This is a genomic window from Streptomyces avidinii, assembly GCF_014650695.1.
Classification (GTDB): Bacteria; Actinomycetota; Actinomycetes; order Streptomycetales; family Streptomycetaceae; genus Streptomyces; species Streptomyces avidinii.
The window spans coordinates 14365-41085 of the sequence record NZ_BMVL01000009.1 but is presented as its reverse complement, the minus strand read 5'-3'; the positions used below and the strand labels follow the sequence as shown (position 1 = coordinate 41085).

Here is a 26721-nt window from a genome sequence, read left to right as displayed (position 1 = left end):
GGTCCGGGGCGGAGCCCCGGGAAACGCGAAGGGTGGGGCGGGCAGAAGCTCCGCGCAGCGGATTCCGCCCCGCCCCACCGCTGAGCTACAGGCTGCGCAGCAGGACCGCCGGGGATTCGACGCAGTCCGCGACGAAGCGGAGGAAGCCGCCCGCCGTACCCCCGTCGCACACCCGGTGGTCGAAGGTCAGCGACAGCTGAACCACCTTCCGGACCGCCAACTGCCCCTCGTGGACCCACGGCTTGTCGATGATCCGGCCCACACCCAGCATGGCCGCCTCGGGGTGGTTGATGATCGGCGTGGAGCCGTCGACCCCGAACACCCCGTAGTTGTTCAGGGTGAAGGTGCCGCCGGTCAGGTCCGCGGGAGCCAGCTTCCCGGCCCGGGCCAGTTCGGTCAGGCGGGCGAACTCCGCGGACAGGGACTCGGGGTTGCGGTTCTGGGCGTCCCGGACCACCGGGACCACCAGGCCCCGCTCGGTCTGCGCGGCGAAGCCCAGGTGCACGGAAGGGAGCCGGACGATCTCCTTGGCCGCGAGGTCCACGGTGGAGTTGAGCTCCGGGTACCGGGCCAGGGCAGCCGTGCAGATCCGGGCCAGGAGTGCGAGCACGGAGATCTTGGGCCCGCCCACGGCGTTCATCGCGGCCCGGGCGGCCATCAGCTCGGTGGCGTCCGCGTCGACCCAGCAGGTGGCGTCCGGGATCTCCCGGCGGCTGCGCGACAGCTTCTCGGCGACCGCCCCGCGCACGCCCTTGAGCGGGATCCGCTCGCCCCGCGCCGTCGCCGTCGGCGACGCCACGGAGGCGACCGGGGCCGGCTCGGGCGCGCGCAGCGCGGCCAGCGCCGCCTCGACGTCCGCCCGCAGGATCAACCCGTCGGGGCCCGACCCGCGCAGCGCGCGCAGGTCGACCCCGCCGTCCTTGGCCAGCTTGCGCACCAGCGGCGAGATCACCGGCACCGGCCCGGCGGGAGCCGCCGGAGCCACGGGGACCGCCGGAGCCGCCGGAGCGGCGACGACGGGGGCCGACACCGCGGCGGTGACGGGTCGCACCCGTCGCCGACGCGCCGGGCGCGAGTGGTCCTCGCCGTAACCGATCAGGGGCCGGGGCACATTGCCGGCGCCCTCGCCCTCGGCTCCGTCCGCCTGCGCGGCCGCAGCCTCGGCGGGAAGCGACGACGCCCCCACCGCCACGGTGATCAGCGCTGCTCCGACGGGCAGTTCCGTGCCCTCCTCCCCGAACCGGGCGGTGACCACACCGCCGTAGGGGCACGGAACCTCCACCATCGCCTTGGCCGTCTCGACCTCGACCACCGGCTGGTCGATGGCGACGACATCGCCCACTGCCACGAGCCAGCGGACGATCTCGGCCTCGGTCAGGCCCTCCCCGAGATCGGGAAGCTTGAATTCCATTACCTGCGGCATCAGTTCTCCCACTGCAGGCGCGCCACGGCGTCCAGGATCCGGTCCACACCCGGCAGGTGGTGCTTCTCCAGCATCGGCGGCGGATAGGGGATGTCGAAGCCCGTCACCCGCAGCACCGGCGCCTCCAGGTGGTGGAAGCAGCGCTCCGTGACGCGGGCGGCGATCTCCGCGCCCGGTCCGCCGAAGCCGCCGGCCTCGTGGACCACGACCGCGCGCCCGGTGCGGCGTACGGACTCCACGACCGTGTTCTCGTCGAAGGGGACCAGCGAGCGCAGGTCGACGACCTCCAGCTCCCAGCCCTCCTGGCGGGCTGCCTCGGCCGCCTCCAGGCACACCGGCAGCGAGGGCCCGTAGGTGATCAGGGTGGCGCTCGTGCCGGCCCGCCGGACCAGCGCCTTCCCGATGCCGGGCACGGGCGTCGGCGCCTCGGGCCGCCAGTCCGCCTTCGACCAGTAGAGCCGCTTCGGCTCCAGGAAGACCACCGGGTCGTCGCTCGCGATCGACGCGCGCAGCAGCCCGTAGGCGTCCTCGACGGTCGCCGGGGTCACGACCGTGAGGCCGGGCGTGGCCACGTAGTACGCCTCGGAGGAGTCGCAGTGGTGCTCCACGCCGCCGATCCCGCCGCCGTACGGCACCCGGATCGTGATCGGCAGCGGCATGGCTCCGCGGGTCCGGTTGCGCATCTTCGCCACGTGCGAGATCAGCTGCTCGAACGCCGGGTACGCGAAGGCGTCGAACTGCATCTCGACGACCGGGCGCAGCCCGTACATGGCCATGCCGACCGCCGCGCCCAGGATGCCCGCCTCCGCGAGGGGGGTGTCCGTACAACGGTCCTCGCCGAACTCCTTCGCGAGCCCGTCCGTGATCCGGAAGACCCCACCGAGCGTCCCGACGTCCTCGCCCATGACGTGCACGGTCGGGTCCTCGGCCATCGCGTCGCGCATCGCCCGGGTCAGGGCCTGTGCCATCGTCGAGGGCTTGACCCCCGACTTCGCGGACTTCGCAGCCACCGTCGTCACGCCTGGTCCTCGGCTTCCAGCTCTGCACGGAGCATGGCCGCCTGCTCGCGCAGTCGGTCCGTCTGCTCCGCGTACACGTGCGCGAACAGGTCCATCGGGTCCACCACCGGGTCCGCGTTCATCCCCTCGCGGAGCGCCGCGGCCATCGTCTCGGCCTCGTCGCGCGCCGAGCGGATCGCCGCCTCGTCGATGATGCCGCGGGCGGTCAGCTCACGCTCCAGCAGATCGATCGGGTCGTGCGCCTTCCAGGCCTCGACCTCGGCGTCACCGCGGTAGCGGGTCGCGTCGTCGGCGTTCGTGTGGGCCTCCATCCGGTACGTGACGGCCTCGATCAGGGTCGGGCCGCCTCCGGACCGGGCCCGCCGGACCGCCTCGGAGAGCACCTCGTGCATCGCGGCGATGTCGTTGCCGTCGACCAGCCGGCCGGGCATCCCGTACCCCACGGCCTTGTGGGCCAACGTCGGGGCGGCGGTCTGCTTGGCGAGCGGGACGGAGATCGCGAAGCCGTTGTTCTGCACGAGGAAGACCACCGGGGCCTGCCAGACGGCGGCGAAGTTCAGCGCCTCGTGGAAGTCGCCCTCGCTGGTGCCGCCGTCGCCGACCATGGCGAGCGCGACGACGTCGTCACCGCGCAGCCGGGCCGCGTGCGCCAGGCCCACCGCGTGCGGCAGCTGGGTGGCGAGCGGGGTCGAGAGCGGGGCTATGCGGTGCTCACGCGGGTCGTACCCGGTGTGCCAGTCGCCGCGCAGCAGCGTCAGTGCCTGGACGGGGTCCAGGCCGCGCGCCACGGCCGCCAGGGTGTCGCGGTAGCTCGGGAACAGCCAGTCCTGGTCCTCCAGGACCAGCGCGGCCGCGATCTCGCAGGCCTCCTGGCCCACGGTGGAGGGGTAGACGGCAAGCCGGCCCTGCTTGGTGAGCGCCGTGGCCTGGGCGTTGTAGCGCCGGCCGCGCACCAGCTCGGCGTAGCAGCGGCGCATCAGCTCCGGGTCGAGGCCGTCGGCCGCCTCGGTGCCCAGCACCCGGTAGGGCTCGGGGTCCGGGAGCAGCGGGGCGGCATCCGTACGGGGCCTCCAGGCGGGCGGGGTGGAACGGTGGGACGCACCGGCACCGGGCAGCTCTTGGACCGTCATGGCGGCGTACACCTCCTCGTGGGAAGCGGGCAGGGGGTGCCCCGGGTGTGAGGCCCCTCACCTACCGATTGTTCGGTTGTCCGCGCAATTTGGCTACAGGCGGCTCCAGGCTGTGGACAAACTGGCGTCGGGGCCCTGGGATGGATGCAGGACGTCCAGGAGAGGGAGGCATCGGGCAATGCCGGATGAACAAATGGCCGGACCGGGTTCCGCACCGGCTCCGCCGGGGGGCGCACCGGGAGCCTCCGCGGTCCCGCCCGCCACCCCCCGTCCCCTGGATCCGATCGACCGGTCGATCATGCGACTGCTCCAGGCGGACGGACGGGCGTCCATACGGTCGGTGGCGGAGCAGGTGCACGTCTCGCGGGCGAATGCCTACGCCCGGATCAACCGGCTCATCGACGACGGGGTGATCCGCGGGTTCACGGCCCGCGTCAATCACGAACGCGCAGGCCAGGGCGCATCCGCCTATATCACCCTGAAGATCGTCCAGAACTCCTGGCGGACGGTCCGCGAGCAGCTGCGCGAGCTCCCGGGCGCCGCGCACATCGCGCTGGTCAGCGGGGACTTCGATGTCCTGCTGCTGGTGCACACCCCGGACAACCGGACCCTGCGCGAGCTGGTCCTGACCCGCCTCCAGGCCATCCCGGAGGTCCTCTCGACGCGGACCCTGCTGGTGTTCGAGGAAACGGATCTCCTGGACGCGGGCCCGGGCCCCGGCCCGGTCGGCGGTTCCGCGGCGATCAGCGAGGAGTAGGCCGTCCGGGTGCCACGACGCCCCCGGCAGGGCCTGCACGGCCGTACCGGGGGCGTTCGGGGTCCGGCGGGGCCGGGGTGGGTCGGGTGGGTCGGGTGGGTCGGGTGGTCGGCGCTCGGGTCAGCAGCGTCAGCGGACGGTGCGCAGGCCGTCGAAGGCCATGTGGACCACGGCGTCCGCGAGCTGGTCGGGGCCCGTGCCCGAGTGCGGGCGGTACCACTCGACCAGGGAGTTCACCATGCCGAAGAGGAGGCGGGTGGCGAGCCGGATGTCCACGTCCGCCCGCAGGTCGCCGTCCGCGGCCGCCGCCTTGAGCAGGTCGGCGACCTGGTGGTCGAACTCGCGCCGGCGCTCCAGCGCCCACCGCTCGGTGCGGGTGTTGCCGCGCACGCGCAGCAGCAGCGTCACGTACGGCAGCTCGCCGACCAGCACCTCGACCGTGCGGCGCGTGACGTACTCGACGCGCTCGACGGCCCGGCCCCGTACCGCTCCCGGCTCCTCCAGGATCGCGAAGAGCCCGTCGAGGGCGCGGCTGACGGCCCGCAGCAGCAGCTCTTCCTTGCCCGCGACGTGGTGGTAGATCGAGGACTTCGAGATGCCCGCGGCCTTGGACAGGTGCTCCATGGAGGTGCCGTCGTAGCCGCGCTCGTTGAAGACCTGGACGGCGACCGACAGCAGGGTCTCGGGGGTGTACGTGTCCCGCTTGGCCGTCGTCACTCGTCGCCCTCCTCGTCGTCCGCGGCGTAGCCCAGCTTGAACAGGGCCAGGGAGGGCGCGTACCGGCCCCCGGGACAGCGCTCGTCGAGGTTGTGCAGCAGGTCGTAGGCGAAGTCCCGGCCGAGCCGCTCGTGCCATTCGACGGGACCCAGCGGGTAGTTGACGCCGAGCCGCATCGCCGTGTCGATGTCCTCGGCCGAGGCCGCACCGCGGGCGACCGCGTCGGCCGTCAGGTCGATCAGCATCGCGACGGTCCGCGCGACGATCATTCCCGGGACGTCGCCGATCACGGAGACCTGCTTGCCCAGCTTCTGGAAGAGGCCGATCGCCTCGGCGAGGGTCCGCTCGCTGGTGTCCTCGCTCGCGGAGAGCGCGATCCGGGTGGCACCGCGGTAGTCGAGCGCGAGGTCGAAGTAGACGACATCGGCGAACTCGACCGAGGTCTTGCCGTCCGCGAGGACCAGCTGGCCCTCGCCGGGCAGCTGGATGTACGGGCCCCCCTGCTCGGTGGCGGCGACCGCGATCCCGGCCTCCTCCAGCAGGTCGGCCAGCTCGGCGGCCGGGCCGAGGTCACCGACGACGGTGACCTTCGCCGGGGCCTCCTCGGGAGCGGCGGTGTGCGGGAGCGCGGTCTCGGCGTCCGGACCGTACGGGTACCAGCCGTGCCCGCTCTTGCGGCCGAGGCGGCCGGACTGGACGAGCCGGCGCTGGGCGAGGGAGGGGGTGAACTTCGGGCTGCGGAAGAAGGACTCCCAGACCGAGCGGGTCACGGCCTCGTTGACGTCCTGGCCGATCAGGTCGGTCAGCTGGAAGGGGCCCATCTTGAAGCCGCCGCTCTCGCGGAGCACGGCGTCGATGGTGGCCGGGTCGGCGCCCTGCTCCTCGTACACCGCGAAGGCCTCGGCGTAGAAGGGGCGGGCGATCCGGTTGACGATGAAACCGGGGGTGTCGGCGCAGCGGACCGGCGTCTTCCCCCAGCCGAGGACCGTGCGGTACGCGCGCTCGGCGGCGGCCGGGTCGGTCGCGAAACCGCTGACCACCTCGACGAGCGGGAGCAGCGGGGCCGGGTTGAAGAAGTGCAGGCCGAGGAAGCGGCCGGGGTGCGCGAGTCCGGCGGCGAGCTCGGTGACGGAGAGCGAGGAGGTGTTGGTGGCGAGCAGCGCGTCCGGGGAGACCACTTCTTCGAGCGCGGCGAAGAGCGCCTGCTTCACGGTGACGTTCTCGACCACCGCCTCGATGACGAGGGCGGCCCCGGCGAGATCCGCGAGATCGCCGGCCGGAGCGATCCGGCCGATCGCCTCCTCGGCCTCGGCGCGGTCCAGCCGGCCCTTGGCGGCCATCCGCTCGACCCGGTCCTGGACGAAACCGACGCCGTCGGCGGCGAGGGAGGCGTTGATGTCGTAGATCAGCACCCGGTGACCTGCGAGAAGAGCGACCTGGGCGATGCCCTGGCCCATGGTGCCCGCCCCGACGACCGCCACAGTGCGGGACCGCTCGATTGCTGTCATGTCCTGATCCTCCCGCACACACTTATCCACAGGTCCGTCGGGCCCTCTTGTCCCGACCGATCGTTCGGTTACTCTAACTCCAGTCTGCTCTCCTTCGCCCGGCTCAACGAGGAGTTGGTCCCTGATGGCCGCCGAGCTCACCGTCCCCCAGCTGTCCGCCAAGCACCGGCCCACCCTGGACCAGGCCCTGTCGGCGATCCGCAGCCGCGCCTACTGGTCCCCGCATCCCGAACACCCCAAGGCGTACGGCGAGACCGCCCCCGCCGACGGGCTCGCCGCCTTCGAGGCCCTCCGCGGCACGCGGCTGGACCTCGGCCAGCCCGGCACCGACGGCTGGACGGGCGCCGAGGTGTCCCCGTACGGCCCGGAGCTGGGTGTCGAGTACCCGCACGTGGACCCGGACGTGCTGCTGCCCGCGATGAAGGCCGGCATGGGTGCCTGGCGCGACGCGGGACCCGAGGCGCGCGCCCTGGTCTGTATCGAGATCCTGGCCCGCATTTCCGCCCGGACCCACGAGTTCGCGCACGCGGTCATGCACACCAGCGGCCAGGCCTTCATGATGGCGTTCCAGGCCGGCGGCCCGCACGCACAGGACCGCGGCCTGGAGGCCGTGGCCTACGCGTACGAGGAGCAGACCCGGGTCCCGGGCCGGGCCGACTGGTCGAAGCCGCAGGGCAAGAAGGACCCGCTGGAGCTCGGCAAGAGCTTCACCGCCGTCCCGCGCGGCATCGCCCTCATGATCGGCTGCAACACCTTCCCGACCTGGAACGGCTATCCGGGCCTCTTCGCCTCCCTCGCCACCGGCAACGCGGTGCTGGTCAAGCCGCACCCGCGGGCCGTACTGCCGCTCGCGCTGACCGTCCTGGTCGCGCGGGAGGTCCTGGCGGAGGCGGGCTTCGACCAGAACCTGGTGGCGCTCGCGGTCGAGCGCCCGGGCGAGGGCATCGCCAAGGCGCTCGCCGTCCGCCCCGAGATCAAGCTGATCGACTACACCGGGTCCACCGAGTTCGGTGACTGGCTGGAGACCAACGCCCGCCAGGCGCAGGTCTACACGGAGAAGGCCGGCGTCAACACGGTCGTCCTGGACTCCACCGACAACTACAAGGGCATGCTGTCCAACCTGGCCTTCTCGCTGTCCCTGTACAGCGGCCAGATGTGCACCACCCCGCAGAACCTGCTGATCCCGCGCGACGGCATCGCGACGGACGCCGGCCACAAGACATACGACGAGGTCGTCGCCGACCTCGCCGCCTCGGTCGGCGGCCTGCTGGGCGACGACGCCCGGGCCAACGCGCTGCTCGGCGCGCTGGTCAACCCGGACGTCAAGGCCCGGCTGGAGGCCGCGTCCGCCCTGGGCGAGGTCGCCCTGGCCTCCCGCGAGGTCACGAATCCCGAGTTCCCGGACGCCGTGGTCCGCACCCCGGTGATGGTCAAGCTGGACGCGGCCAAGCCCGACCCGGAGGCGCCGTACCTGTCCGAGTGCTTCGGCCCGGTCTCGTTCGCGGTTGCCGTGGACACCACCGCCGACGCCCTCGAACTGCTGCGCCGCACGGTGCGGGAGAAGGGCGCCATGACGGTGGGCGCGTACACGACGTCGGCGGACACCGAGCGGGCGATCGAGGAGGTCTGCCTGGAGGAGTCCGCGCAGCTCTCGCTGAACCTGACCGGTGGAGTGTTCGTCAACCAGACCGCCGCGTTCTCGGACTTCCACGGCTCCGGCGGCAACCCGGCGGCCAACGCGGCGCTGTGCGACGGCGCCTTCGTCGCGAACCGCTTCCGGGTGGTGGAGGTCCGCCGCCAGGCGTAACCGCGTACCGCAGCACCCGGCCCGGGTGGACCGGCCTCCTCCTGCTTCTCGCGCTCTGCTACTCCGGCAGCTCCTGAGCGAAGATGCGGGAGGAGGCGTCCACCTGGGCCATCCTGCGCAGGGCCGCGAACATCGCGTCGCCCACCACGGTGCCCACGACCACCGCCTCGACCAGGCCCTCCCGGTCCACCCGGCGGGCCGTGTACTCCAGATCGACCCGGGCCACCTGCTCGGCCGCCTCGGCGTAGTCGTCGAGGAGTTCGGCGAAGGAGCCGTGGCCCACCCGCGCGAGTGAGGCGAGCGCGGCCTCCAGCGCGCCGACGGCCTTGTTGCCGGGCCCGACGTGCCAGCCGCGCGCCTCGATCAGCCGTGCCACCTTCTCCCGGGCCAGTACCGCCTCGGCATCGTCCTGGCCGGCAGCGTCACCGTACTCGGGCACCATCCGCCGGGCCGCGGTGCCGAGCAGCTTGTGCACCGGCTGCTCCTTGTCGTCGATCGCCGTGAGGACATCGCCGATGGCCGCCACCGACAGCCCGCCGACCTCCAGCAGCGCGCGGACCAGGCGCAGCCGGCGCTCGTGCCCCTCGTCGTAGCTGGCCTGGTTGGGACTGCTCAACTCGCCCGCCGGCAGCAGGCCTTCCCGGACGTAGTACTTGATCGTCGGTACCGGCACCCCGGTACGGCGGCTCAACTCTCCGATGCGCATGGCGTGTTCACTCGTTTCTCCTTGCCCTGTTGCCCGCCCATCATAGATAGTGGCGCTATCAGATAGCGGTAAGCGCCACTATCCGTTCCTTAGGGGGCCCCATGTCTGCGTTACGTACCTGGCACCGTCCACTGACGCTGTTCGCCGCAGTGATGGCGGTGTGGGCCGTCGGCTCAGCCGTGGGGCTCGCCGTCGACGACCGGATGCTGGTCGGCGCCCCGATCTGGGCCAAGCCCTTCAAGTTCGCCGTCTCGTTCGTCGGCTACTCGCTCAGCCTGGCCTGGATGATCTCCCTCGCCGTAGCCGCCCGCCCGCGCCTGCGCAGGCCTGCCTGGTGGGCCGGTACGGTCGTCGCCGCGGCGAGCCTGGTGGAGATGCTGCTCATCACGGGACAGGCGGCCCGGGGCCGTCAGAGCCACTTCAACCAGCGGACGCCCTTCGACGCACAGGTCTACAGCGCCATGGCCGCGACCGTCGTCGTGCTCTGGACGGCGACGCTCGTCATCGCCGTCCTGCTCTTCCGCTTCCGCACCGCCGACCGGGCCACCACCTGGTCGATCCGGATCGCCGCCGTGCTCGCCCTCGCGGGCGCCGGACTCGGCTTCCTGATGACCACCCCGACCGAGGCGCAGCTCGCGGTCGACGGCGCTCCGGTGGTGGGCGCCCACAGCGTGGGCGTGCCGGACGGCGGGCCCGCCATGGCGCTCACCGGCTGGTCGACCACCGGTGGCGACCTGCGCATCCCGCACTTCTTCGGCATGCACGCGCTACAGCTGCTGCCCCTGCTCGTACTCGTCCTGGCCGCCCTCGCCGGCCGCTTCGCCCTGCTCCGCCGGGAACGGGTGCGGCTGGGGCTGACCCTGGTGGCGTCCGGGGTGTACGCAGCGACGTTCGCGCTGGTCACGTGGCAGGCACTGCGCGGCCAGGCGCTGGTCCACCCGGACGGGACGACCCTCGGCGCGGCCGCGGCGATCCTGGCCGCGGGCGTTCTAGGCGTGGTCGCCGTCCTGCTCCTGGGCCGGGGGGCCGCCCCAGTGGAAGAGGGTCATGGCCACGCTGGTGGCGAGGTTGTAGCTGGAGACCTGGGGGCGCATCGGCAGGGAGACGAGGTGGTCGGCCCGGGCACGCAGCTCCGGTGAGATGCCGTGGCGTTCCGATCCGAAGGCGAGCAGCGCGTCGTCCGGGAGGGTGAGGGCGCGGATGTCGGTGCCCTCGGGATCGAGCGCGTAGAGCGGCCCGGGCGGCAGCTCGTCCAGTTCGAGGCGCTCGACGGTGGTGGCGTAGTGCAGCCCGGCGCCGGCCCGGACCACGTTCGGGTGCCACGGGTCGAGGTCGCCGCGGGTCACCACGCCGGTGGCGCCGAAGCCGGCGGCGAGCCGGACGACGGCTCCGACGTTGCCGAGGTTGCGGGGGTTGTCGAGGACGACGACGGGCGCCGGCCGGGGCAGCCGCCCCAGCCCCGCGATGCCGGCCGCCCGGTCGGGCCGCACCGCGAGGGCCGCGACGCCGGTGGGGTGCACACGGGGCAGCACCTCCTTGAGGTCGGCCCGCCGCGCGAGGTGCCCCACGGCGCCCTCGACATCCGGAGCCAGCTCACGGGCCAGCGCCCGTACGGCGGCGGGATCCTCGGCGATGACCATCCGCACATCGGCCCCGAACCGCAGCGCGTGCTTCAGCGCATGGAACCCGTCGAGCACGACGAGACCTCCGGCCTGCTCGGCCTCCCGCCACTCCCGCACCGTCTCGTCCATACCCCGACCCTACGGTCCGCCCGGGCTCCGCCCTGACCCCGGGAGGCGCCGCCGCGGGGCTCCGTCAGCGCGGCGCGGGCACCGGCAGCGGCTCGGCGGGATCCGCCGCCGGCTCCACCGCACGCCGCCGGCGCACAGCGACCCGCGCCCCCAGCCACACCAGGAACCCCGTCGGCAGGAACACCGCGTCCGCGGCGATCATCGCCATGGAGAAGAACGGCAGTCCCAGCAGCACCGCGATCCCCGCATGCTCCAACATCATCACGGCGAGCAGCACGTTCTTGATCCGCCGGTTGAACAGGGTGAACGGAAACGCCACCTGCACCACCACCGTCCCGTACGACAGCAGCATCACCAGCGTCCCGCTGCCCGCCACCAGTGCCGACAGCGCCGGCCACGGCGAGAAGTAATCCAGCCCCAGCGGGTAGTACAGCGCCGTCCCGTCCTGCCACCGGGACCCCTGGATCTTGTACCAGCCCGCCGTCGCGTAGATCAGGCAGACCTCAACCATGATCACCAGCATTCCCGCGTTGTGCAGCAGGTTCGCCAGGACGTCCAGTACCGCCCGCCCCTCGCCCTCCGGTTCGTAGCGGTCGACCATCCACCACAGCCCGCCGACCACCCACAGCGCCGCGAACGCCGCCAGCCAGCCGAAGCCGAACCGCCCGGTCGCCGCGCCGTAGGCGAACACCGCCCCCAGCACACCCCACAGCACCGGCCCGGCCGCCCCGGCCGTCGCCGTCGCCGAGCCGCGCGTACGGGCCCGGCGGGCGTCCAGCGACCACACCTGCGCGCACCGGGTCAGCACCAGGTAGATCGCCATCAGGTGGATGACGTTGTCCCCGCCGTCGCCCATGAACACGCTGCGGTTCTGCAGCGACAGCACTCCGATCATGAAGAGCACCGAGGTCGCCCGCGTCCGCCAGCCCAGCAGCAGCCCCACGCTCGCCAGCACGGACACCGCGTAGACGATCTCGAACCACAGCCCCGAACCGGACCACATCAACACCGTGAAGGCATGGTTGGAGTCGATCAGCCGCTGGGCCAGCGCCCAGCTCCACGGCCCGTCCGGCCCGTACAGCTCGGCCCGGTTGGGGAACTCGCGCAGCAGGAAGAAGAGCCAGGTAGCGGCGAAGCCGATGCGCACCACCGCGCTCTGGTACGGGCCCAGCGCCTGCCCGGTGACCTGCGCGGCCACCCGACCGGCCGCCTCGCGGGCGCGCTTCACACCGTCCACCACGGCAGCTCCCGGTAGTAGGTCTGGGTGTCGGTGGTCTCGTCGCTCCACTTCGGCGCGGGCACCGACGTGCTCGCCGAGCGCAGCTGGACCCGCAGGACGGTCCCGTCCGGGTGCCGGGGGGCGAGCCGGTTCACCGCGATCCGCCGGAGGTACTCCTCGGACAGCCGGCCGCGCTCGCCGTTCGGCTCGTTGTTCTCGTCGTGCGAGCCGGTGAAGAAGTCCCACGCCCGGCGGAGCTCGTTCTGCCGGATATGGCTCGGCAGCAGGCTGTGCCGGATGGCCCGGGCGTCCTCGGCGCTCAGGTCGTGCCAGCCGCTGGTGGTCACGTCACCGTCGGCGCCCCGGACCTCCGCGCGCGCCTCCACCGCGATGTTCTGCTGCAGCGGGTTGGGTGCGAAGAGCTTCCAGTTCTGTTCGAACTCGGGGTAGATCCAGCCGTCGATCGTCTGCGCGTGCTGCTTGCTGAGCGTGTTGGCCGGGGCCACGTGCAGGAAGACGAGCGCCAGGTGCGTGCAGGCGGCCACCGCGATCGCCCCCAGGGCCAGGGCCGCCACGACCCGGTACGGGGTCGACAGACCGGCTATTCCGGGCGCCCGCGGGGATGGCGGAGCGGCCCCTTCGGCGGGCTCGTGCTCGTTCGAATCCATCCCCACCCGATCGTCCGGCGTCCACAGGGTTGACCTCAGAGGTTGACACCCTACGGGCCGCCGTCTCACCATTGAAGCGAATGAACCGAACGATCGGTCGGTCGGTCGGACAGCGGACTCTCACAGGGGGCCGGAATGGTGGCAGTGACCCCGGAAACGGGGCCGGACACGGCTCTCGGGGCAGACGGGACGGACGGGACAGACATGACTGCTGACCTGGGCGCACAGCTCGCGGCGGCATTCGACGCGGCCGTGGCGGCCGACGAGCGCGTGGAACCGCGTGACTGGATGCCCGACGAGTACCGCGCCTCCCTGGTCCGCCAGATGGCCCAGCACGCCCACTCCGAGATCATCGGCATGCAGCCCGAAGCAAACTGGATCACCCGCGCGCCCTCGCTGCGCCGCAAGGCGATCCTGATGGCCAAGGTGCAGGACGAGGCCGGCCACGGGCTGTACCTGTACAGCGCGGCCGAGACCCTCGGCACCAGCCGCGACGAGCTGCTCGACAAGCTCCACTCGGGCAAGCAGAAGTACTCCTCGATCTTCAACTACCCCACCCTGACCTGGGCGGACGTCGGCGCCATCGGCTGGCTCGTGGACGGCGCGGCGATCACCAACCAGGTGCCGATCTGCCGCTGCTCCTACGGGCCCTACGCGCGCGCCATGGTCCGGATCTGCAAGGAGGAATCCTTCCACCAGCGCCAGGGGTACGAGCTGCTCCTCGCCCTCTCCCGGGGCACCGAGGCCCAGCACGCGATGGCCCAGGACGCGGTCGACCGCTGGTGGTGGCCGTCGCTGATGATGTTCGGCCCGCCGGACGACGAGTCGGCGCACTCGGCGCAGTCGATGGCCTGGCGCATCAAGCGGCACTCGAACGACGAGCTGCGCCAGCGGTTCGTGGACATCGCCGTCCCGCAGGCCGAGTCCCTCGGCCTGACCCTGCCCGACCCCGACCTCAAGTGGAACGAGGAGCGCGGGCACCACGACTTCGGCGCCATCGACTGGGCGGAGTTCTGGGACGTGCTCAAGGGCAACGGTCCCTGCAACGAGCAGCGGATCGGCCAGCGGCGCAAGGCCCACGAGGAAGGCGCCTGGGTGCGTGACGCGGCCGCGGCCTACGCGCGGAAGCAGACGGCACAGCAGGCAGCACAGCAGGCGGCGAACCCCGCCGGACAGAACGAGGAGGCACGGGTATGACGCAGAACTGGCCCCTGTGGGAGGTGTTCGTGCGTTCGCGCCGCGGCCTCTCGCACACGCACGCGGGAAGCCTGCACGCCCCCGACGCGGAGATGGCCCTGCGCAACGCCCGCGACCTCTACACCCGGCGCGGTGAAGGCATCTCCATCTGGGTGGTGCCCTCCACCGAGATCACCGCCTCCTCTCCGGACGAGCGGGACCCGTTCTTCGCGCCGTCCGCCGACAAGCCCTACCGGCACCCCACCTTCTACGACATCCCGGAGGGGGTGAGCCACCTGTGACCGGCACCGACACCACCGACACGGCCCGCCTCACCGGCGCCACCGCCGCGGCGGCACTCGCGCTCGGCGACGACGCGCTGATCCTCTCCCACCGCCTCGGCGAATGGGCCGGGCACGCCCCCGTCCTGGAGGAGGAGGTCGCGCTCGCCAACATCGCGCTCGACCTGCTCGGCCAGGCCCGGATCCTGTTGTCCCTGGTCGGCGACGAGGACGAGCTGGCGTTCCTGCGGGAGGAGCGGTCCTTCCGCAACCTCCAGCTGGTCGAGCAGCCGAACGGCGACTTCGCCCACACCATCGCCCGCCAGCTCTACTTCTCCTTCTACCAGCACGAGGTCTACGGGGAGCTCGCCCGTGGTGACGGCCCCTTCGCGCCGCTGGCGGCCAAGGCCGTCAAGGAGACCGCGTACCACCGCGACCACGCCGAGCAGTGGACCCTGCGGCTCGGCGACGGGACCGAGGAGAGCCGCAGCCGCATGCGGGCCGCCCTCGACGCGCTGTGGAAGTTCACCGGCGAGATGTTCCAGCCGGTGGACGGCCTCGACGGACTGGACCCGGCGGCCCTGGAGCAGCGCTGGCTGGCCGCGCTGACCGGCGTACTGGACCGGGCCGGCCTCGACCTGCCCCAGGGACCGCGCACCGGTGCCTGGGCGGCCGGCGCCGGACGGCAGGGCCTGCACACCGAGTCCTTCGGCCGGATGGTCGCCGAGATGCAGCACCTGCACCGCAGCCACCCGGGGGCGTCATGGTGACTGCCGACGCCGGAACGACCCGCCTGGAGGCGGAACTGGCCGCGCTGGCCGGCTCCGTCCCGGACCCGGAACTGCCCGTGCTCACCCTCGGCGAGCTCGGCGTGGTGCGCGGCGTGCGGATGCACGAGGACGGCCACGCCGAGGTCACCCTCACGCCGACCTACACCGGCTGCCCGGCCATCGAGGCCATGTCCGCCGACATCGAGCGGGCCCTGACCGGCCACGGCATCCCCGAGGTGCGGGTGACCACGGTGCTCGCCCCCGCCTGGTCGACCGACGACATCAGCGCCGAGGGCCGCCGCAAGCTCGCCGAGTTCGGTATCGCCCCGCCCCGCCCGCACGCGGCCGGCGGACCGGTCCCGCTGACCCTGTCGGTCCGTTGCCCGAACTGCGGATCGACCGACACCGAACTGCTCAGCCGCTTCTCCTCCACCGCATGCAAGGCGCTGCGCCGCTGCACCGCCTGCCGCGAACCGTTCGACCACTTCAAGGAGCTGTAGATGGCCGCCCCCCGCCACGGCGCGTTTCACCCGCTGACGGTGGCGGCAGTCGACCGGCTCACCGACGACTCGGTGGCACTGACCCTGCGCGTCCCCGAGGAACTGCGCGAGGAGTACCGGCACGCCCCGGGCCAGCACCTGACGCTGCGCCGTACCGCCCCCGAGGGCGGTGCGGAGGTCCGCCGCACCTACTCCATCTGCTCCCCGGCACCGTCCGCGGACGGCCCGGGCCCGGCATGGCTGCGGGTCGGGGTGCGACTGGTGGAGGGCGGCGAGTTCTCCACGTTCGCGCACAAGGAGATCGTCGCGGGGGACGTGCTGGACGTCATGGTTCCGGCCGGGCGCTTCGTACTGGACCCCGCCGCCGCCCCGGCCTCGGGGCACTATGCGGCGATCGTCGGCGGCAGCGGCATCACGCCGGTGCTGTCGATCGCCGCGAGCCTGCTGGCCGCCCGCCCCGACGCCCGTTTCTGTCTGGTGCGCAGCGACCGTACGGCGGCCTCGACGATGTTCCTGGAGGAGGTCGCCGACCTCAAGGACCGGTATCCGGCGCGGTTCCAGCTGGTGACGGTCCTGTCCCGGGAGGAGCAGGAGTCCGGGCTGCCCTCCGGCCGGCTGGACGAGGAGCGGCTGGCGGCCCTGCTGCCCGCGCTGCTGCCGGTGACCGAGGTGACGGGCTGGTTCCTGTGCGGCCCGTACGGCCTGGTGCAGGGCGCGGAGCGGACCCTGGGCTCGCTCGGTGTCGCCCGGACCCGGGTGCACGAGGAGATCTTCCACGTCGAGGACACCCCGCCGACGGTCCGCGCCGACGCCGGGACGGCGCCCGCGCACGGGCGGGTCACCGCGCGGCTCGACGGCCGTTCGGGCACCTGGCCGGTCCAGGACGGCGAGTCCCTGCTGGACGCCGTGCTGCGCAACCGCGCGGACGCCCCGTACGCCTGCAAGGGCGGGGTCTGCGGCACCTGCCGGGCGTTCGTGGTCTCGGGCGAGGTCCGGATGGAGCGGAACTTCGCGCTGGAGGCCGAGGAGACCGACGCCGGGTTCGTCCTGGCCTGCCAGTCGCACCCGGTCACCGAGGAAGTGGAGATCGACTTCGACCGCTGAGCGGAACGACGTCCCTGCGGTCGGGCCCCTGTCCCACGACAGGGGCCCGACCCTTTTCACGCCCTGTCGCTTTTCAAGGCCTGTCCATTTTCAAGAACCTGTTCTATCTTGACGCACCGTCAGACGCGACACCGTCAGACCCGAACGTGCGGGAGGACAGGCAGTGGACTTCACCTTCACCGAGGAGCAGCAGGCCGCCGTCGAAGCGGCCCGGGCCGTCTTCGCGGATGTCGCGGCCGACAGCGTGCCCAGCCCCGCGCTGACCCCGGGAGCCGTCGCCGACGACTTCGACCGCCCGCTGTGGGCCAAGCTCGCCGGGTCGGACCTGCTCAGCCTGGTCCTCGCCGAGGAGCACGGGGGAGCGGGCCTGGACGCCATCGCCCTGTGCCTGGTGCTCCGTGAGGCCGCCAGGGTGCTGGCACGGGTCCCGCTCCTGGAACACTGCGCCACCGCCATGGCCGTACAGGCCCACGGCAGTCCCGAACTGGCGGCCGCCCTGCTGCCCGGCGCCGGGCGCGGCACGCTCGTGCTCACCGCCGCCGCCCACGGGCGCTCCGGCCACGACCCGGCCGAACTGGCCGTCGTCGCCCGCCGCGACGGCGACGAGTGGATCCTGGAGGGCACACAGACCGCCGTCCCGTGGGCGCACGGCGCAAACTGGATCGCCGTACCCGCCCACACGGGCGAGGGAGATGCCGTCCTCGCGCTGGTCCCGCGCACCGCCGAGGGACTGGCCCTCGCCGAACAGGTCTCCACCAGCGGGGAACGGCTCGCCGAACTCGCTCTCGACGGCGTACGGGTGGCCGGGACCCACCTCATCGAGACCCCGGGGGCCTGGGAGCGGCTGCGTCAGCTCCTCGCCACCGGCACCTGCGCGCAGGCGCTCGGACTCGGCGAGAACGTCCTCACCATGACCAGTCAGTACACCGCCAAGCGCGAGCAGTTCGGCTTCCCGGTGGCCACGTTCCAGGCCGTCGCCGTCCAGGCCGCCGACCGGTACATCGACCTGCGCGCCATGGAGGTCACCCTGTGGCAGGCCGCCTGGCGGCTCGATGCCGCGACCGGCGGCGCCGGTGGTCCCCTGCCGAGCTCCGGTGACGTCGCGGTCGCCAAGATCTGGGCCTCGGAGGGCGTACGCCGGGTCGTGCAGACCGCACAGCACCTGCACGGCGGCTTCGGCGCCGACACCGACTACCCGCTGCACCGCTACCACGCCTGGGCCAAGCAGCTGGAGCTCCAGCTGGGCCCGGCCGCCGCTCACGAGGAGGCGCTGGGCGACCTACTGGCCGCCCACCCCCTCGCCTGAGCCGGAGCAGGCTAGAGGACGAAGGCCGGCTTTCCGTGGTCCGTCACCATCGGGCGCCCGGCACCGTCCCAGGCCTGCATCCCGCCGTCGACGTTCACGGCGTCGATCTCCTGGCGCACCAGGTACTGGGTGACCTGCGCGGAACGCCCGCCGACCCGGCACATCACGTACACGCGGCGGCCGTCCTCCACGGCTTCGGTCAGCTCACCGAAGCGGGCCACGAAGTCGCTCATCGGGATGTGCAGGGCACCCTCGACGTGGCCGGCCGCCCATTCGTCGTCCTCACGGACGTCGAGGACAAAGCCTTCGGAGGGCACCGCGGCGGCGCCCACCGAGGGAAGCGGTCCGAAGTTCATAGCTGTCGCCTTCTCTCTTCACGGATCTGCTGACAACCTATCCGACCACCCGGTACGGACAGACCGGGCTCACTCGGCGGCGAGCGCCTCGGCGAGCTCCGCCTCGCGCTCGGAAACCTGGGCGAGCAGCTGCTCCGCGATCTCCTCCAGCAGCCGGTCGGGGTCCTCGGGCGCCATCCGCAGCATCGAGCCGATCGCGCTCTCCTCCAGCTCCTTGGCGACGAGCGAAAGCAGTTCCTTGCGGCGTGCGAGCCACTCCAGCCGTGCGTACAGCTCCTCGCTCTCGCCCGGCGCCGTGGCCTCGGGCGCCGGTCCGGCCGCCCACTCCTCGGCCAGCTCGCGCAGCAGCCGCTCGTCGCCCCGTCCGTAGGCCGCATTGACCCGCGCGATGAACGCGTCGCGCCGCTCGCGCTCGGTCTCCTCCTGAGCGAGGTCGGGGTGGGCCTGACGGACCAGCTCGCGGTAGAGGCGGCGCACCTCCTCCGAGGGCCGCACCCGCTCCGGCGGCCGCACGGGCCGGTCGGTCAGCATCGCGGAGGCGTCGTCCGAGATCCCGTCCGAGCCCAGCCAGTCGTGGAACAGCTCGTCCACCCCGGGCATCGGCATGACCAGCGCGCGCGCTTCCTTCGCCCGCCGCAGGTCATCGGGATCGCCGCTGCGGGACGCCTTCGCCTCGGCGATCAGCGCGTCCAGCTCGTCGAGCCTCGTGTACATGGGGCCGAGCTTCTGGTGGTGCAGGCGGGAGAAGTTCTCCACCTCGACCCGGAAGGTCTCCACCGCGATCTCGAACTCGATCAGCGCCTGCTCGGCGGCTCGTACGGCCCGCTCCAGGCGCGCCTCGGGGCGCTCCTCGGTGCGCTCCTCGCCGGTGACGGAGGAGTCACCGGAATCACCGGGGACTGTCTGCTCAGGCTGCTCGGTCTGCTCGCTCACCCGGCCAGCCTACGGCCCGTCCGCGCGGGCGATGTTTCACGTGAAACACCGCCCGCCGCGACACGGCCCGCAGCGGCTCCGACACGGTCGACGGGGCCCCGGCCAGAGCCTGGTCAGAGGGTGGTCAGGGCCTGGCCAGAGCGGTCCAGAGCCCGGCCGGACAGGGGCGGACCCCCGTCAGACCCCCATCTCCGCCGCGATCCGGCCGGTCCGCACGGCCGCCACCAGATCGGCGTGATCGGCCTCGGTGCGGTCGGCGTAGGCCACGGCGAAGGCCGCCATCGCCACGTCCAGCTCGTCGTTCTTGCCGCAGTACCCGGCCAGCAGCCGCGGGTCGACGCTGTGCGCGTGCGCCCGGGCCAGCAGGGCGCCGGTCATCCGCCCGTAGTCGTCCATCTGGTCCACGGCCAGCGCCGCCGGATCCACACTGCCCTTGCGGTTGCGGAACTGCCGCACCTGGAAGGGGCGGCCCTCCACCGTGGTCCAGCCGAGCATGATGTCCGAGACCACCTGCATCCGCTTCTGCCCGGCCACCACCCGGCGGCCCTCGTGCTCCTCGGGCTCGGACACGAAGCCCAGCCCGGGCAGGTGCGGCAGCAGCACCGAGGGACGGGCCTCCTTGACCTGGAGCACCAGCGGTTCGCCCCGGTGGTCCAGCAGCAGGACCACGTACGAGCGGGTGCCGACGCTGCCGGTGCCCACCACGCGGAAGGCCACGTCCTGGATCGCGTACCGGGCCAGCAGCGGCAGCCGGTCGCCCTGGAGCGTCTGGAGGTAGGGGCCCAGCGAGGCCGCCACGGCCGCGGCCTCGCCGTCCCCGACCCGGCGCAGTACGGGCAGCGCGTCGACGAAGCGGCGGCCGCCGTCGGGCCCTATCCGCGTCGACTTGGCGGCGAACCGGGCGGAGGTGTTGTTGCGGGCCTTCTCGGAGACCCGCTCCAGCGTGCCCAGCAGATCGCGGGCGTCGGTGTGCGAGACCAGTTCCTCGTCGGCGATGGCGTTCCACGCGTCGAGAGCGGGCAGCTTCGCCAGGAGCCGCATGGTGCGCCGGTAGGCGCCCACCGAGTCCAGCGCGGCCGCCCGGCAGGTGTCCTCGTCCGCGCCCGCCACCCGGCCGGCCAGCACGAGCGAGGCCGCCAGCCGCTTCACGTCCCATTCCCACGGGCCGAACACGGTCTCGTCGAAGTCGTTGAGGTCGATGACGAGCCGCCCGCGCGCGTCCCCGTACAGACCGAAGTTCGCTGCGTGCGCGTCGCCGCAGATCTGCGCGCCGACCCCGGTCACCGGACCACCGGACAGGTCGTGGGCCATCAGTCCGGCCGCCCCGCGCAGGAAGGCGAAGGGGTTCGCGGCCATCCGGCCCACCCTTATCGGAGTGAGCCCGGTGACCCGCCCGGCGTTGGACTCCTCCACCGCGCGCACCGCGTCCGGCCGGTCGGCCGGCGCCGTGAAGGCGGCGTGCGCCGTCCTCGGCAGGCGGGCGCGCAGCGCCTTGCCCGCCTCCTTCGGGGAGTCGGCCGCCACCCTCGGCGCGAACCCCGCCACGTCCGGAATCCGCTGACCCGCTATCGCCGCCATCGACGCCGCCCCCACCCGTTCACTTCATTGATCGCTGTCCGAACGCGCTGACCGTATCTACAGCCCGGCGTCCCTGGCCAGCAGCGCCGCCTGCACCCGGTTCTCGCAGTCCAGCTTCGCCAGAATCCGGCTCACGTACGTCTTCACGGTCGCCTCGCTCATGTGCAGCCGCCGGCCCGCGTCCGCGTTGGACAACCCCTCACCCAGCAGCGCCAGCACACCGCGCTCCCGCTCGCTCAGCTCCGCCACCTGACGCCGGGCCACCTCACCGCGCACGGCGGTCTTCCCGGACGCGAGCTGATCCACCACGTGCCGGGTCGCCCCCGGCGAGAGGTACGCGTCCCCGGCCGCCGCCGCCCGGACCGCCCCGATGAGCTCGCCGGGTGCCGAGTCCTTCAGCAGGAATCCCGCACCGCCCTCACCCAGCGCCCGCAGCACGTTCTCCTTCTCCCCGAAGGTGGTCAGGATCAGCGCCCGCACCTCCGCCGCTGCCCGCCGCAGTTCGCCCAGCGCGGTCAGCCCGTCCATCACCGGCATCTGGATGTCGAGCAGCACCACATCGGGCGCGTGCGAGCGGGCCAGCTCCACCGCCTCCCTGCCGTTGGCCGCCTCCGCGACGACCTCGATGTCCGGCGCCGAGGTCAGGATCATCCTGATCCCGGCCCGGATCAGTGGCTCGTCGTCGGCGATCACCACTCTGATCACTTCGGCTGTCACCCCGCGCTCCTACTGCTTGACCTCGTACTCCTGCTTTTCCACGAGCTTGCCGTCCTGGAAGCAGAACCGGAAGATCCGGTCCGTTCCCAGGGCGCTCGGCTGGTTCTCGGCCAGCAGGGCAAGACAGTCGGAGCCCGGCGGCCTCGGCGGCCCCTTGCGGGCGGCCCCTGCGGTCATGAAGTTCTCCCCGGTCGGCAGCCGGTCGCGTACGGACTGCTCCGACTCGCCCACGTGCACGGCGTCGAACTCGTCCCGGTCGATCATCGCGTCACTCGCCGAGTCCAGCAGCAGCACCACTCCGGCGCCGAACACGATCACCAGCAGCACCACCGCCGCGAACGCGATCCCGCAGCCCACCGCGACGCCACCGGAGCGGCTGGGCATGCGAACGGCGAGCTCCCGGTCCACCGCCCCCCAGTCCATCGGCTGCTCGGCGCCGCGCCCCGGCAGCGGACCGCGCGCGTACGCCTGCGCCTGCTGCCCGAAGTCGTCGGCCACGTCCACCACGCCGGCCGGCTCCGCCCCGTACGGCAGGACCCCGGCCACCCGGAACCCGCCGCCCTCGGCGGGGCCCGCGTGCACCATCCCGCCGACCAGCCGGGCCCGCTCTCGCAGCCCCGTCAGGCCCTGCCCGCCCGAGACCACCTCGTCGGCCGCCGGGCCGGGCGACGGCCCGTTGGCGATCTCCACCACCAGCGAGTCGTCCTCGAACCGCAGCTCCACCGAGATCGACGCCCCCGGAGCGTGCTTGTACGCGTTCGTCAGGGCCTCCTGAACGATCCGGTACGCGGCGTGGTCGCACGCCGCGACCAGCGGCCTCGGCCGGCCCGCCGTGGTCAGCCGTACGTCGGTGCCCGAGCCCCGCGCCGCCTCCACGACCCCCGCGATGCCGGCCACCCCGCGCGCCGCGGGCTGGGCCTCCTCCATGGGCGCGGGCGCCTCGACTCCGTCGCGCAGGATGCCGACGACCTCGCGCAGCTCGTGCATCGCGGCCACCGAGGCCTGCCGCAGCACCCCCACCGCCTCGCGCTGGCGGTCCGTGAGCTGCGGGTCCACCTCCAGTGCCCCGGTGTGCACGGAGATCAGCGCCAGCTGGTGACCCAGGCTGTCGTGCATGTCCTGGGCGATGCGCTGGCGCTCTCGCAGCCTCGCCTGCCCGGCGACCATGGCCCGCTCGCGCAGCAATTGACCGTTGCGCTCCTGGAGGGCCCGCAGCAGGGTGCGCCGCTGCGACCAGTACCGGCTGGCCAGACCCGGCATCACGGTCGTCGCCAGGAACATCAGCGTGGAGAACACGATCACCAGCAGCGGCCGCATCTGCGACCACTGGTCCACCACGCTGCAGCCGATCGCCGCCACGAAGGCCAGCGTGAAGGCGGCCAGCGCCCGGCCCACCCCGACGATCCTCCGCCCGGCCGACCAGCCCAGGAGGGGCAGGACGAAGAAGGCCCCGGGCAGGAAGGTGACCATGCCCGAGGCGAACACGAGCGCGCTCCCGGGCAGCCTGCGGCGCATCAGCGTCAGCACCACCGCGGCCACGGCTCCGAGCAGCATGCGCCGTCCGGAGGCGTTGCTGACCTCCTCGACGCCCAGGCCGAGTATGGCCAGTACGCCGCCGAGCGCCAGGTCCCCCGCCAGCATCCGCCGGGTCCACGGCTCCGGGCCCTTCAGCCAGTCCCAGCCGGCACGCGTCTTCGCCTTCGCATCCACCCGCCCGACCCTAGACACCCGCACCGCGCCCCGACCGCCCTCTTTCGTCGCGCCCCCCACGACGAAAGTCGACCGCATACGTGTCCTGGATCACTCCTGGCCGGAAAGCACCGGAAAAGACCGGGGGAGATCCGGAGAGTGGGGAGAAACACGAAACGGCCGCCACCGCTTTCGCGATGACGACCGTTTCGTCGATGTGGGCGAGGGGGGATTTGAACCCCCACGTCCCGAAGGACACTGGCACCTGAAGCCAGCGCGTCTGCCGTTCCGCCACTCGCCCGAGCGGCGCCCCAGTGGATCTTCCCTTTCGGGCCGTTCCCCTGGCGACGTCGAAACATTAGCACGGAGAACGGGGTGGATTCACATCGCTTTCCCGGCGCCCGCGCACCCCGGTTCGGACTGCCCCTCCCGCACTCCGCTCCTGGTGCGGGACACTGTCCCTGGGGCGCCCCTACGATCGCTTGTGAGGACCAACACTCGTCCTCACAGGTGCGATGGGGAACCACCCGAATCCGCCACGCGTGGATACGATCAGTAAGCAGTACAGGGCGACAGCGACGGAGGAGGTGCCCCATGGGAGTTCTGAAGCGGTTCGAGCAGCGACTCGAAGGTCTGGTGAACGGCACCTTCGCCAAGGTGTTCAAGTCCGAGGTCCAGCCGGTGGAGATCGCCGGAGCCCTCCAGCGGGAGTGCGACAACAACGCCACCATCTGGAACCGCGAGCGGACCGTCGTCCCCAACGACTTCATCGTGGAGCTCAGCGCCGGTGACTACGACCGTCTGAGCCCCTACTCGGGTCAGCTCGGCGACGAGCTCGCGGGCCTCGTCCGCGACTACGCCAAGCAGCAGCGCTACAGCTTCATGGGCCCCATCAAGGTCAACCTGGAGAAGGCCGAGGACCTCGACACCGGGCTCTACCGGGTCCGCAGTCGCACCCTCGCCTCCAGCACCTCCCAGCCGCAGGCAGGGCCGCCGTCGCCCCAGGGCGGCTACGGCTACCCGCCGGAGAACCAGCCGCAGGGCGGCTACGGCTATCCGCCGGTCGCCGCCCCGCCCATGCCCAGCGCCCCGCCTCCCGGCGGACCCGGCGCGCGGCGGCCCGCTCCGGGCGGACCCGTCGGAGTCGCCCCCGTGGCGAACTCGGGCGGCCCACGGCGCCACTGGATCGAGATCAACGGCACCCGCCACCAGATCTCGCGTCCCACGCTCGTACTCGGCCGAAGCACGGAAGCCGACGTGCGGATCGACGATCCCGGCGTATCCCGCCGGCACTGTGAGATCCGGACCGGAACGCCCTCGACGATCCAGGATCTCGGGTCCACCAACGGCATCGTGGTGGACGGGCAGCACACCACCCGCGCTACGCTCCGCGACGGCTCGCGGATCGTCGTGGGCAGTACCACCATCATTTACCGGCAAGCCGAAGGGTGAAGCGGGGGCAATGTCAGAGCTGACCCTGACGGTCATGCGGTTGGGTTTCCTGGCCGTTCTGTGGCTGTTCGTCATCGTGGCCGTCCAGGTCATCCGCAGCGATCTCTTCGGGACGCGCGTGACCCAGCGCGGGTCCCGTCGTGGCGGCGGCGGCGCCGGTGGCGCCCCGCAGCAGGCGGGCCGCCAGGCCGCGCCTCCACAGCAGCGCCAGCGCCGCGGCGCACCCACCAAACTCGTCGTGTCCGAGGGCATCCTCACGGGAACCACGGTGGCCCTCGCGGGCCAGACGATCACGCTGGGCCGCGCGCACGACTCCACGATCGTGCTGGACGACGACTACGCGTCCAGCCGCCATGCCAGGATCTATCCCGACCGTGACGGCCAGTGGATCGTCGAGGATCTCGGGTCCACCAACGGCACGTATCTCGACCGGACCCGGCTGACCACCCCGACGCCCATTCCGCCGGGCGCACCGATCCGCATCGGCAAGACCGTCATCGAGCTGCGGAAGTAGTACGAGAATGAGCGAGCGGAGCGAGCGCGCGGCGGCGATCCGTCCCACCGAGGACACGGACCCGAGCGCGCTCCCGACCGGAGGGTGGGCAGTGTGGCTCGAGACCGGTTGTACCCGGAGGCAGCTTCGTCGACAGGGCAGGTGCGCATGAGTCTGTCCTTGCGGTTCGCCGCCGGATCACACAAGGGCATGATCCGTGAGGGGAACGAGGACTCCGGCTACGCCGGGCCCCGGCTCCTCGCGATCGCCGACGGCATGGGAGGCCAGGCCGCCGGCGAGGTCGCGAGCTCCGAGGTGATCTCCACCCTCGTGCAGCTCGACGACGACGTCCCGGGCTCCGACATCCTCACCTCGCTCGCCACGGCCGTGCAGCGCGCCAACGACCAGCTGCGCGTCATGGTCGAGGAAGATCCCCAGCTCGAAGGCATGGGCACCACGCTGACCGCCCTGCTGTGGACCGGCCAGCGCCTCGGCCTCGTCCATGTCGGCGACTCCCGCGCCTACCTGCTCCGCGACGGCGTCCTCACCCAGATCACCCAGGACCACACCTGGGTGCAGCGCCTCGTCGACGAGGGGCGCATCACGGAGGAGGAAGCCACCACCCACCCGCAGCGCTCCCTACTGATGCGCGCGCTGGGCAGCGGCGACATCGTCGAACCCGACCTCTCCATCCGTGAGGTCCGGGCCGGCGACCGCTACCTGATCTGCTCCGACGGGCTCTCCGGCGTCGTCTCCCACCAGACCCTGGAGGAGACCCTCGCCGACTACCACGGCCCCCGCGAGACCGTGCAGTCCCTGATCCAGCTCGCGCTGCGCGGCGGCGGACCCGACAACATCACCTGCATCGTCGCCGATGTCCTCGACACCGACAGCGGCGACACCCTCGCCGCCCAGGTCAGCGACACCCCGGTGGTCGTCGGCGCGGTCGCCGAGAACCAGCACCAGCTCTTCGACGGCGGCAACGCCATGCAGACTCCGGCCGGCCGGGCCTCGGGCCTCGGCCGCCAGTCCCCGCCGCCCGGCGCCTTCGGCCCCCCCGGCAGCGGCGAGGCCCCCGGCTACGGGTACTCCGAGCAGGGCCAGGGCCAGGGCGCGGGCGGCTACGGCACCTTCGGCGAAGCCGACGCCTACGACGGCGACTCCGGCTACGAGGACACGTACGACCACCCCCGCAGGCGCCGCAGCAAAGGGCGCAAGTGGACCACCCGTACGCTGACCCTGCTCATCGTCGCCGGCGTCATCGGCGGCGGCCTGTACGCGGGCTGGCGCTGGACCCAGACCCAGTTCTACGTGGGCGTCAAGGGCGAGCACGTGGCCCTCTACCGCGGCATCAGCCCGAAGCTGGGGCCGCTGGAGCTCTCCAAGGTGGAGACCGACCGCCCCGACATCGAACTGAAGTACCTGCCGCCCTTCAAGCGGAAGCTGGTCGAGGCCACCATCAGCGAGGGCAGCCTCGACGCCGCGCGCAAGAAGCTCGATGATCTGGGCGTCCAGGTCTCCGCGTGCAAGAAGGACGAGGAACGCCGGAACGCCGAGGCCCAGAACAGCCCGACACCCGCCCCCAGCCTGACTCCCGAAGAGCAGCAGCTGGTCGGGCTGTGCGGCAAGTAGTAGAGATACGCGGGCACAGGGGGCCTGCC

At 72.3% G+C, this 26721-nt stretch carries 25 protein-coding genes, 1 tRNA gene and 1 pseudogene; 12 read left to right on the top strand and 15 right to left on the bottom strand.

The features are described from left to right. Positions 1 to 85: 85 nt before the first annotated feature. Genes IE257_RS23310 through pdhA form a run of 3 tightly spaced genes read right to left on the bottom strand, consistent with a single transcriptional unit; the run spans position 86 to position 3572 of the window. Entirely contained in the window at positions 86 to 1423 is a 1338-nt protein-coding gene (locus IE257_RS23310; RefSeq protein WP_189971661.1) for a dihydrolipoamide acetyltransferase family protein, read from the bottom strand. After that, positions 1423 to 2391, bottom strand: a complete 969-nt coding sequence (locus tag IE257_RS23305) for an alpha-ketoacid dehydrogenase subunit beta (RefSeq protein WP_189972106.1) — start codon at positions 2389 to 2391, stop codon at positions 1423 to 1425. Before IE257_RS23305 ends, IE257_RS23310 begins: the two co-directional genes overlap by 1 nt. A 47-nt stretch (positions 2392 to 2438) precedes the next feature. Further along, entirely contained in the window at positions 2439 to 3572 is a 1134-nt protein-coding gene (gene pdhA, locus IE257_RS23300; RefSeq protein ID WP_189971660.1) for a pyruvate dehydrogenase (acetyl-transferring) E1 component subunit alpha, read from the bottom strand. A gap of 178 nt (positions 3573 to 3750) precedes the next feature. Between pdhA and IE257_RS23295 the strand changes: the two genes are divergently transcribed. Continuing rightward, positions 3751 to 4329: an Lrp/AsnC family transcriptional regulator gene (locus IE257_RS23295; protein WP_372453149.1), complete on the top strand. Its 579-nt coding sequence runs from the start codon at positions 3751 to 3753 to the stop codon at positions 4327 to 4329. Positions 4330 to 4458: 129 nt separating this feature from the next. Here the strand turns inward: IE257_RS23295 and IE257_RS23290 are convergent, their stop codons facing one another. Together IE257_RS23290 and IE257_RS23285 are read right to left on the bottom strand one after the other, a co-directional pair. Then, on the bottom strand, positions 4459 to 5046 hold the full coding sequence (locus IE257_RS23290; RefSeq protein ID WP_189971659.1) for a TetR/AcrR family transcriptional regulator: 588 nt from the start codon (positions 5044 to 5046) through the stop codon (positions 4459 to 4461). Next, complete coding sequence (locus IE257_RS23285; protein ID WP_189971658.1) at positions 5043 to 6554, bottom strand: 3-hydroxyacyl-CoA dehydrogenase; 1512 nt, start codon at positions 6552 to 6554, stop codon at positions 5043 to 5045. The genes IE257_RS23290 and IE257_RS23285 overlap by 4 nt, the downstream gene beginning before the upstream one ends. 124 nt (positions 6555 to 6678) lie before the next feature. Between IE257_RS23285 and paaN the strand changes: the two genes are divergently transcribed. Next, positions 6679 to 8361, top strand: coding sequence for a phenylacetic acid degradation protein PaaN (gene paaN, locus IE257_RS23280; protein WP_189971657.1), 1683 nt, complete (start codon positions 6679 to 6681; stop codon positions 8359 to 8361). Between the two features lie 58 nt (positions 8362 to 8419). Here paaN and IE257_RS23275 read toward each other — a convergent pair whose 3' ends face one another. After that, positions 8420 to 9067, bottom strand: coding sequence for a MerR family transcriptional regulator (locus IE257_RS23275; RefSeq protein ID WP_189971656.1), 648 nt, complete (start codon positions 9065 to 9067; stop codon positions 8420 to 8422). A gap of 101 nt (positions 9068 to 9168) precedes the next feature. Between IE257_RS23275 and IE257_RS38540 the strand changes: the two are divergent. Then, positions 9169 to 10101: pseudogene (locus tag IE257_RS38540) on the top strand (hypothetical protein); the annotation flags it as partial. Here IE257_RS38540 and IE257_RS23270 read toward each other — a convergent pair. The 3 genes from IE257_RS23270 to IE257_RS23260 form a co-directional block, all read right to left on the bottom strand. Beyond that, complete coding sequence (locus IE257_RS23270; RefSeq protein ID WP_189971655.1) at positions 10057 to 10818, bottom strand: TrmH family RNA methyltransferase; 762 nt, start codon at positions 10816 to 10818, stop codon at positions 10057 to 10059. The pseudogene IE257_RS38540 and the gene IE257_RS23270 overlap by 45 nt on opposite strands. A gap of 64 nt (positions 10819 to 10882) precedes the next feature. Then, positions 10883 to 12058, bottom strand: a complete 1176-nt coding sequence (locus tag IE257_RS23265) for an HTTM domain-containing protein (protein WP_229920617.1) — start codon at positions 12056 to 12058, stop codon at positions 10883 to 10885. Further along, the gene (locus IE257_RS23260) at positions 12043 to 12705 is read right to left on the bottom strand and encodes a DUF5819 family protein (RefSeq protein WP_229920616.1); all 663 of its coding nucleotides are present in this window, start codon (positions 12703 to 12705) and stop codon (positions 12043 to 12045) included. The genes IE257_RS23265 and IE257_RS23260 overlap by 16 nt, the downstream gene beginning before the upstream one ends. Positions 12706 to 12840: 135 nt before the next feature. Here IE257_RS23260 and paaA point away from each other — a divergent pair, with 135 nt between their 5' ends. From paaA to IE257_RS23230, 6 genes are all read left to right on the top strand, one after another. Beyond that, the gene (paaA, locus tag IE257_RS23255; RefSeq protein ID WP_189971653.1) at positions 12841 to 13902 is read left to right on the top strand and encodes a 1,2-phenylacetyl-CoA epoxidase subunit PaaA; all 1062 of its coding nucleotides are present in this window, start codon (positions 12841 to 12843) and stop codon (positions 13900 to 13902) included. Next, positions 13899 to 14183 carry a 1,2-phenylacetyl-CoA epoxidase subunit PaaB gene (gene paaB, locus IE257_RS23250; RefSeq protein ID WP_030009045.1) on the top strand — a complete coding sequence of 95 codons (285 nt, stop codon included), beginning with the start codon at positions 13899 to 13901 and terminating at the stop codon, positions 14181 to 14183. The genes paaA and paaB overlap by 4 nt, the downstream gene beginning before the upstream one ends. Then, positions 14180 to 14932 carry a 1,2-phenylacetyl-CoA epoxidase subunit PaaC gene (gene paaC, locus IE257_RS23245; protein ID WP_189971652.1) on the top strand — a complete coding sequence of 251 codons (753 nt, stop codon included), beginning with the start codon at positions 14180 to 14182 and terminating at the stop codon, positions 14930 to 14932. The genes paaB and paaC overlap by 4 nt, the downstream gene beginning before the upstream one ends. Further along, complete coding sequence (gene paaD / locus IE257_RS23240) at positions 14926 to 15432, top strand: 1,2-phenylacetyl-CoA epoxidase subunit PaaD (protein WP_189971651.1); 507 nt, start codon at positions 14926 to 14928, stop codon at positions 15430 to 15432. Before paaC ends, paaD begins: the two co-directional genes overlap by 7 nt. After that, on the top strand, positions 15433 to 16536 hold the full coding sequence (locus IE257_RS23235) for a 2Fe-2S iron-sulfur cluster-binding protein (protein WP_189971650.1): 1104 nt from the start codon (positions 15433 to 15435) through the stop codon (positions 16534 to 16536). Between the two features lie 163 nt (positions 16537 to 16699). Next, complete coding sequence (locus tag IE257_RS23230; protein ID WP_189971649.1) at positions 16700 to 17842, top strand: acyl-CoA dehydrogenase family protein; 1143 nt, start codon at positions 16700 to 16702, stop codon at positions 17840 to 17842. 11 nt (positions 17843 to 17853) lie between these two features. Here the strand turns inward: IE257_RS23230 and IE257_RS23225 are convergent, their stop codons facing one another. The 6 genes from IE257_RS23225 to IE257_RS23200 form a co-directional block, all read right to left on the bottom strand. Next, the gene (locus IE257_RS23225) at positions 17854 to 18198 is read right to left on the bottom strand and encodes a rhodanese-like domain-containing protein (RefSeq protein ID WP_189971648.1); all 345 of its coding nucleotides are present in this window, start codon (positions 18196 to 18198) and stop codon (positions 17854 to 17856) included. Positions 18199 to 18267: 69 nt separating this feature from the next. Further along, positions 18268 to 19131: a J domain-containing protein gene (locus tag IE257_RS23220; protein ID WP_189971647.1), complete on the bottom strand. Its 864-nt coding sequence runs from the start codon at positions 19129 to 19131 to the stop codon at positions 18268 to 18270. A 177-nt stretch (positions 19132 to 19308) separates the two neighbouring features. After that, positions 19309 to 20709, bottom strand: a complete 1401-nt coding sequence (locus IE257_RS23215; RefSeq protein WP_189971645.1) for a DUF2252 domain-containing protein — start codon at positions 20707 to 20709, stop codon at positions 19309 to 19311. Between the two features lie 57 nt (positions 20710 to 20766). Beyond that, a complete protein-coding gene (locus IE257_RS23210) occupies positions 20767 to 21426 on the bottom strand; it encodes a response regulator (protein WP_308279494.1) in 660 nt (219 codons plus the stop codon). A gap of 9 nt (positions 21427 to 21435) precedes the next feature. Continuing rightward, positions 21436 to 23136, bottom strand: a complete 1701-nt coding sequence (locus IE257_RS23205) for a sensor histidine kinase (protein ID WP_229920614.1) — start codon at positions 23134 to 23136, stop codon at positions 21436 to 21438. A 197-nt stretch (positions 23137 to 23333) separates the two neighbouring features. After that, positions 23334 to 23416: transfer RNA gene (locus tag IE257_RS23200), tRNA-Leu, on the bottom strand. Between the two features lie 293 nt (positions 23417 to 23709). On the opposite strand from IE257_RS23200, the gene IE257_RS23195 reads away from it, so the two are divergent. From IE257_RS23195 to IE257_RS23185, 3 genes are all read left to right on the top strand, one after another. Next, complete coding sequence (locus tag IE257_RS23195; RefSeq protein WP_189971641.1) at positions 23710 to 24567, top strand: FHA domain-containing protein; 858 nt, start codon at positions 23710 to 23712, stop codon at positions 24565 to 24567. Between the two features lie 10 nt (positions 24568 to 24577). Next, positions 24578 to 25081, top strand: a complete 504-nt coding sequence (locus IE257_RS23190; RefSeq protein WP_052870511.1) for an FHA domain-containing protein FhaB/FipA — start codon at positions 24578 to 24580, stop codon at positions 25079 to 25081. A 147-nt stretch (positions 25082 to 25228) separates the two neighbouring features. Then, complete coding sequence (locus IE257_RS23185; protein ID WP_229920613.1) at positions 25229 to 26692, top strand: PP2C family protein-serine/threonine phosphatase; 1464 nt, start codon at positions 25229 to 25231, stop codon at positions 26690 to 26692. The last annotated feature ends 29 nt before the right edge of the window (positions 26693 to 26721 follow it).

Bases quoted from the DNA above. Each gene is read 5' to 3' on its own strand.
- paaA (WP_189971653.1), top strand. From the start codon at position 12,841: ATGGTGGCAGTGACCCCGGAAACGGGGCCGGACACGGCTCTCGGGGCA.
- paaN (WP_189971657.1), top strand. From the start codon at position 6,679: ATGGCCGCCGAGCTCACCGTCCCCCAGCTGTCCGCCAAGCACCGGCCC.
- IE257_RS23225 (WP_189971648.1), bottom strand. From the start codon at position 18,198: ATGAACTTCGGACCGCTTCCCTCGGTGGGCGCCGCCGCGGTGCCCTCC.
- IE257_RS23260 (WP_229920616.1), bottom strand. From the start codon at position 12,705: ATGGATTCGAACGAGCACGAGCCCGCCGAAGGGGCCGCTCCGCCATCC.
- pdhA (WP_189971660.1), bottom strand. From the start codon at position 3,572: ATGACGGTCCAAGAGCTGCCCGGTGCCGGTGCGTCCCACCGTTCCACC.
- IE257_RS23285 (WP_189971658.1), bottom strand. From the start codon at position 6,554: ATGACAGCAATCGAGCGGTCCCGCACTGTGGCGGTCGTCGGGGCGGGC.
- IE257_RS23305 (WP_189972106.1), bottom strand. From the start codon at position 2,391: ATGGCACAGGCCCTGACCCGGGCGATGCGCGACGCGATGGCCGAGGAC.
- IE257_RS23215 (WP_189971645.1), bottom strand. From the start codon at position 20,709: ATGGCGGCGATAGCGGGTCAGCGGATTCCGGACGTGGCGGGGTTCGCG.
- IE257_RS23235 (WP_189971650.1), top strand. From the start codon at position 15,433: ATGGCCGCCCCCCGCCACGGCGCGTTTCACCCGCTGACGGTGGCGGCA.
- IE257_RS23195 (WP_189971641.1), top strand. From the start codon at position 23,710: ATGGGAGTTCTGAAGCGGTTCGAGCAGCGACTCGAAGGTCTGGTGAAC.
- paaD (WP_189971651.1), top strand. From the start codon at position 14,926: ATGGTGACTGCCGACGCCGGAACGACCCGCCTGGAGGCGGAACTGGCC.
- paaB (WP_030009045.1), top strand. From the start codon at position 13,899: ATGACGCAGAACTGGCCCCTGTGGGAGGTGTTCGTGCGTTCGCGCCGC.
- IE257_RS23270 (WP_189971655.1), bottom strand. From the start codon at position 10,818: ATGGACGAGACGGTGCGGGAGTGGCGGGAGGCCGAGCAGGCCGGAGGT.
- IE257_RS23275 (WP_189971656.1), bottom strand. From the start codon at position 9,067: ATGCGCATCGGAGAGTTGAGCCGCCGTACCGGGGTGCCGGTACCGACG.
- IE257_RS23295 (WP_372453149.1), top strand. From the start codon at position 3,751: ATGCCGGATGAACAAATGGCCGGACCGGGTTCCGCACCGGCTCCGCCG.
- IE257_RS23310 (WP_189971661.1), bottom strand. From the start codon at position 1,423: ATGCCGCAGGTAATGGAATTCAAGCTTCCCGATCTCGGGGAGGGCCTG.
- IE257_RS23185 (WP_229920613.1), top strand. From the start codon at position 25,229: ATGAGTCTGTCCTTGCGGTTCGCCGCCGGATCACACAAGGGCATGATC.
- IE257_RS23190 (WP_052870511.1), top strand. From the start codon at position 24,578: ATGTCAGAGCTGACCCTGACGGTCATGCGGTTGGGTTTCCTGGCCGTT.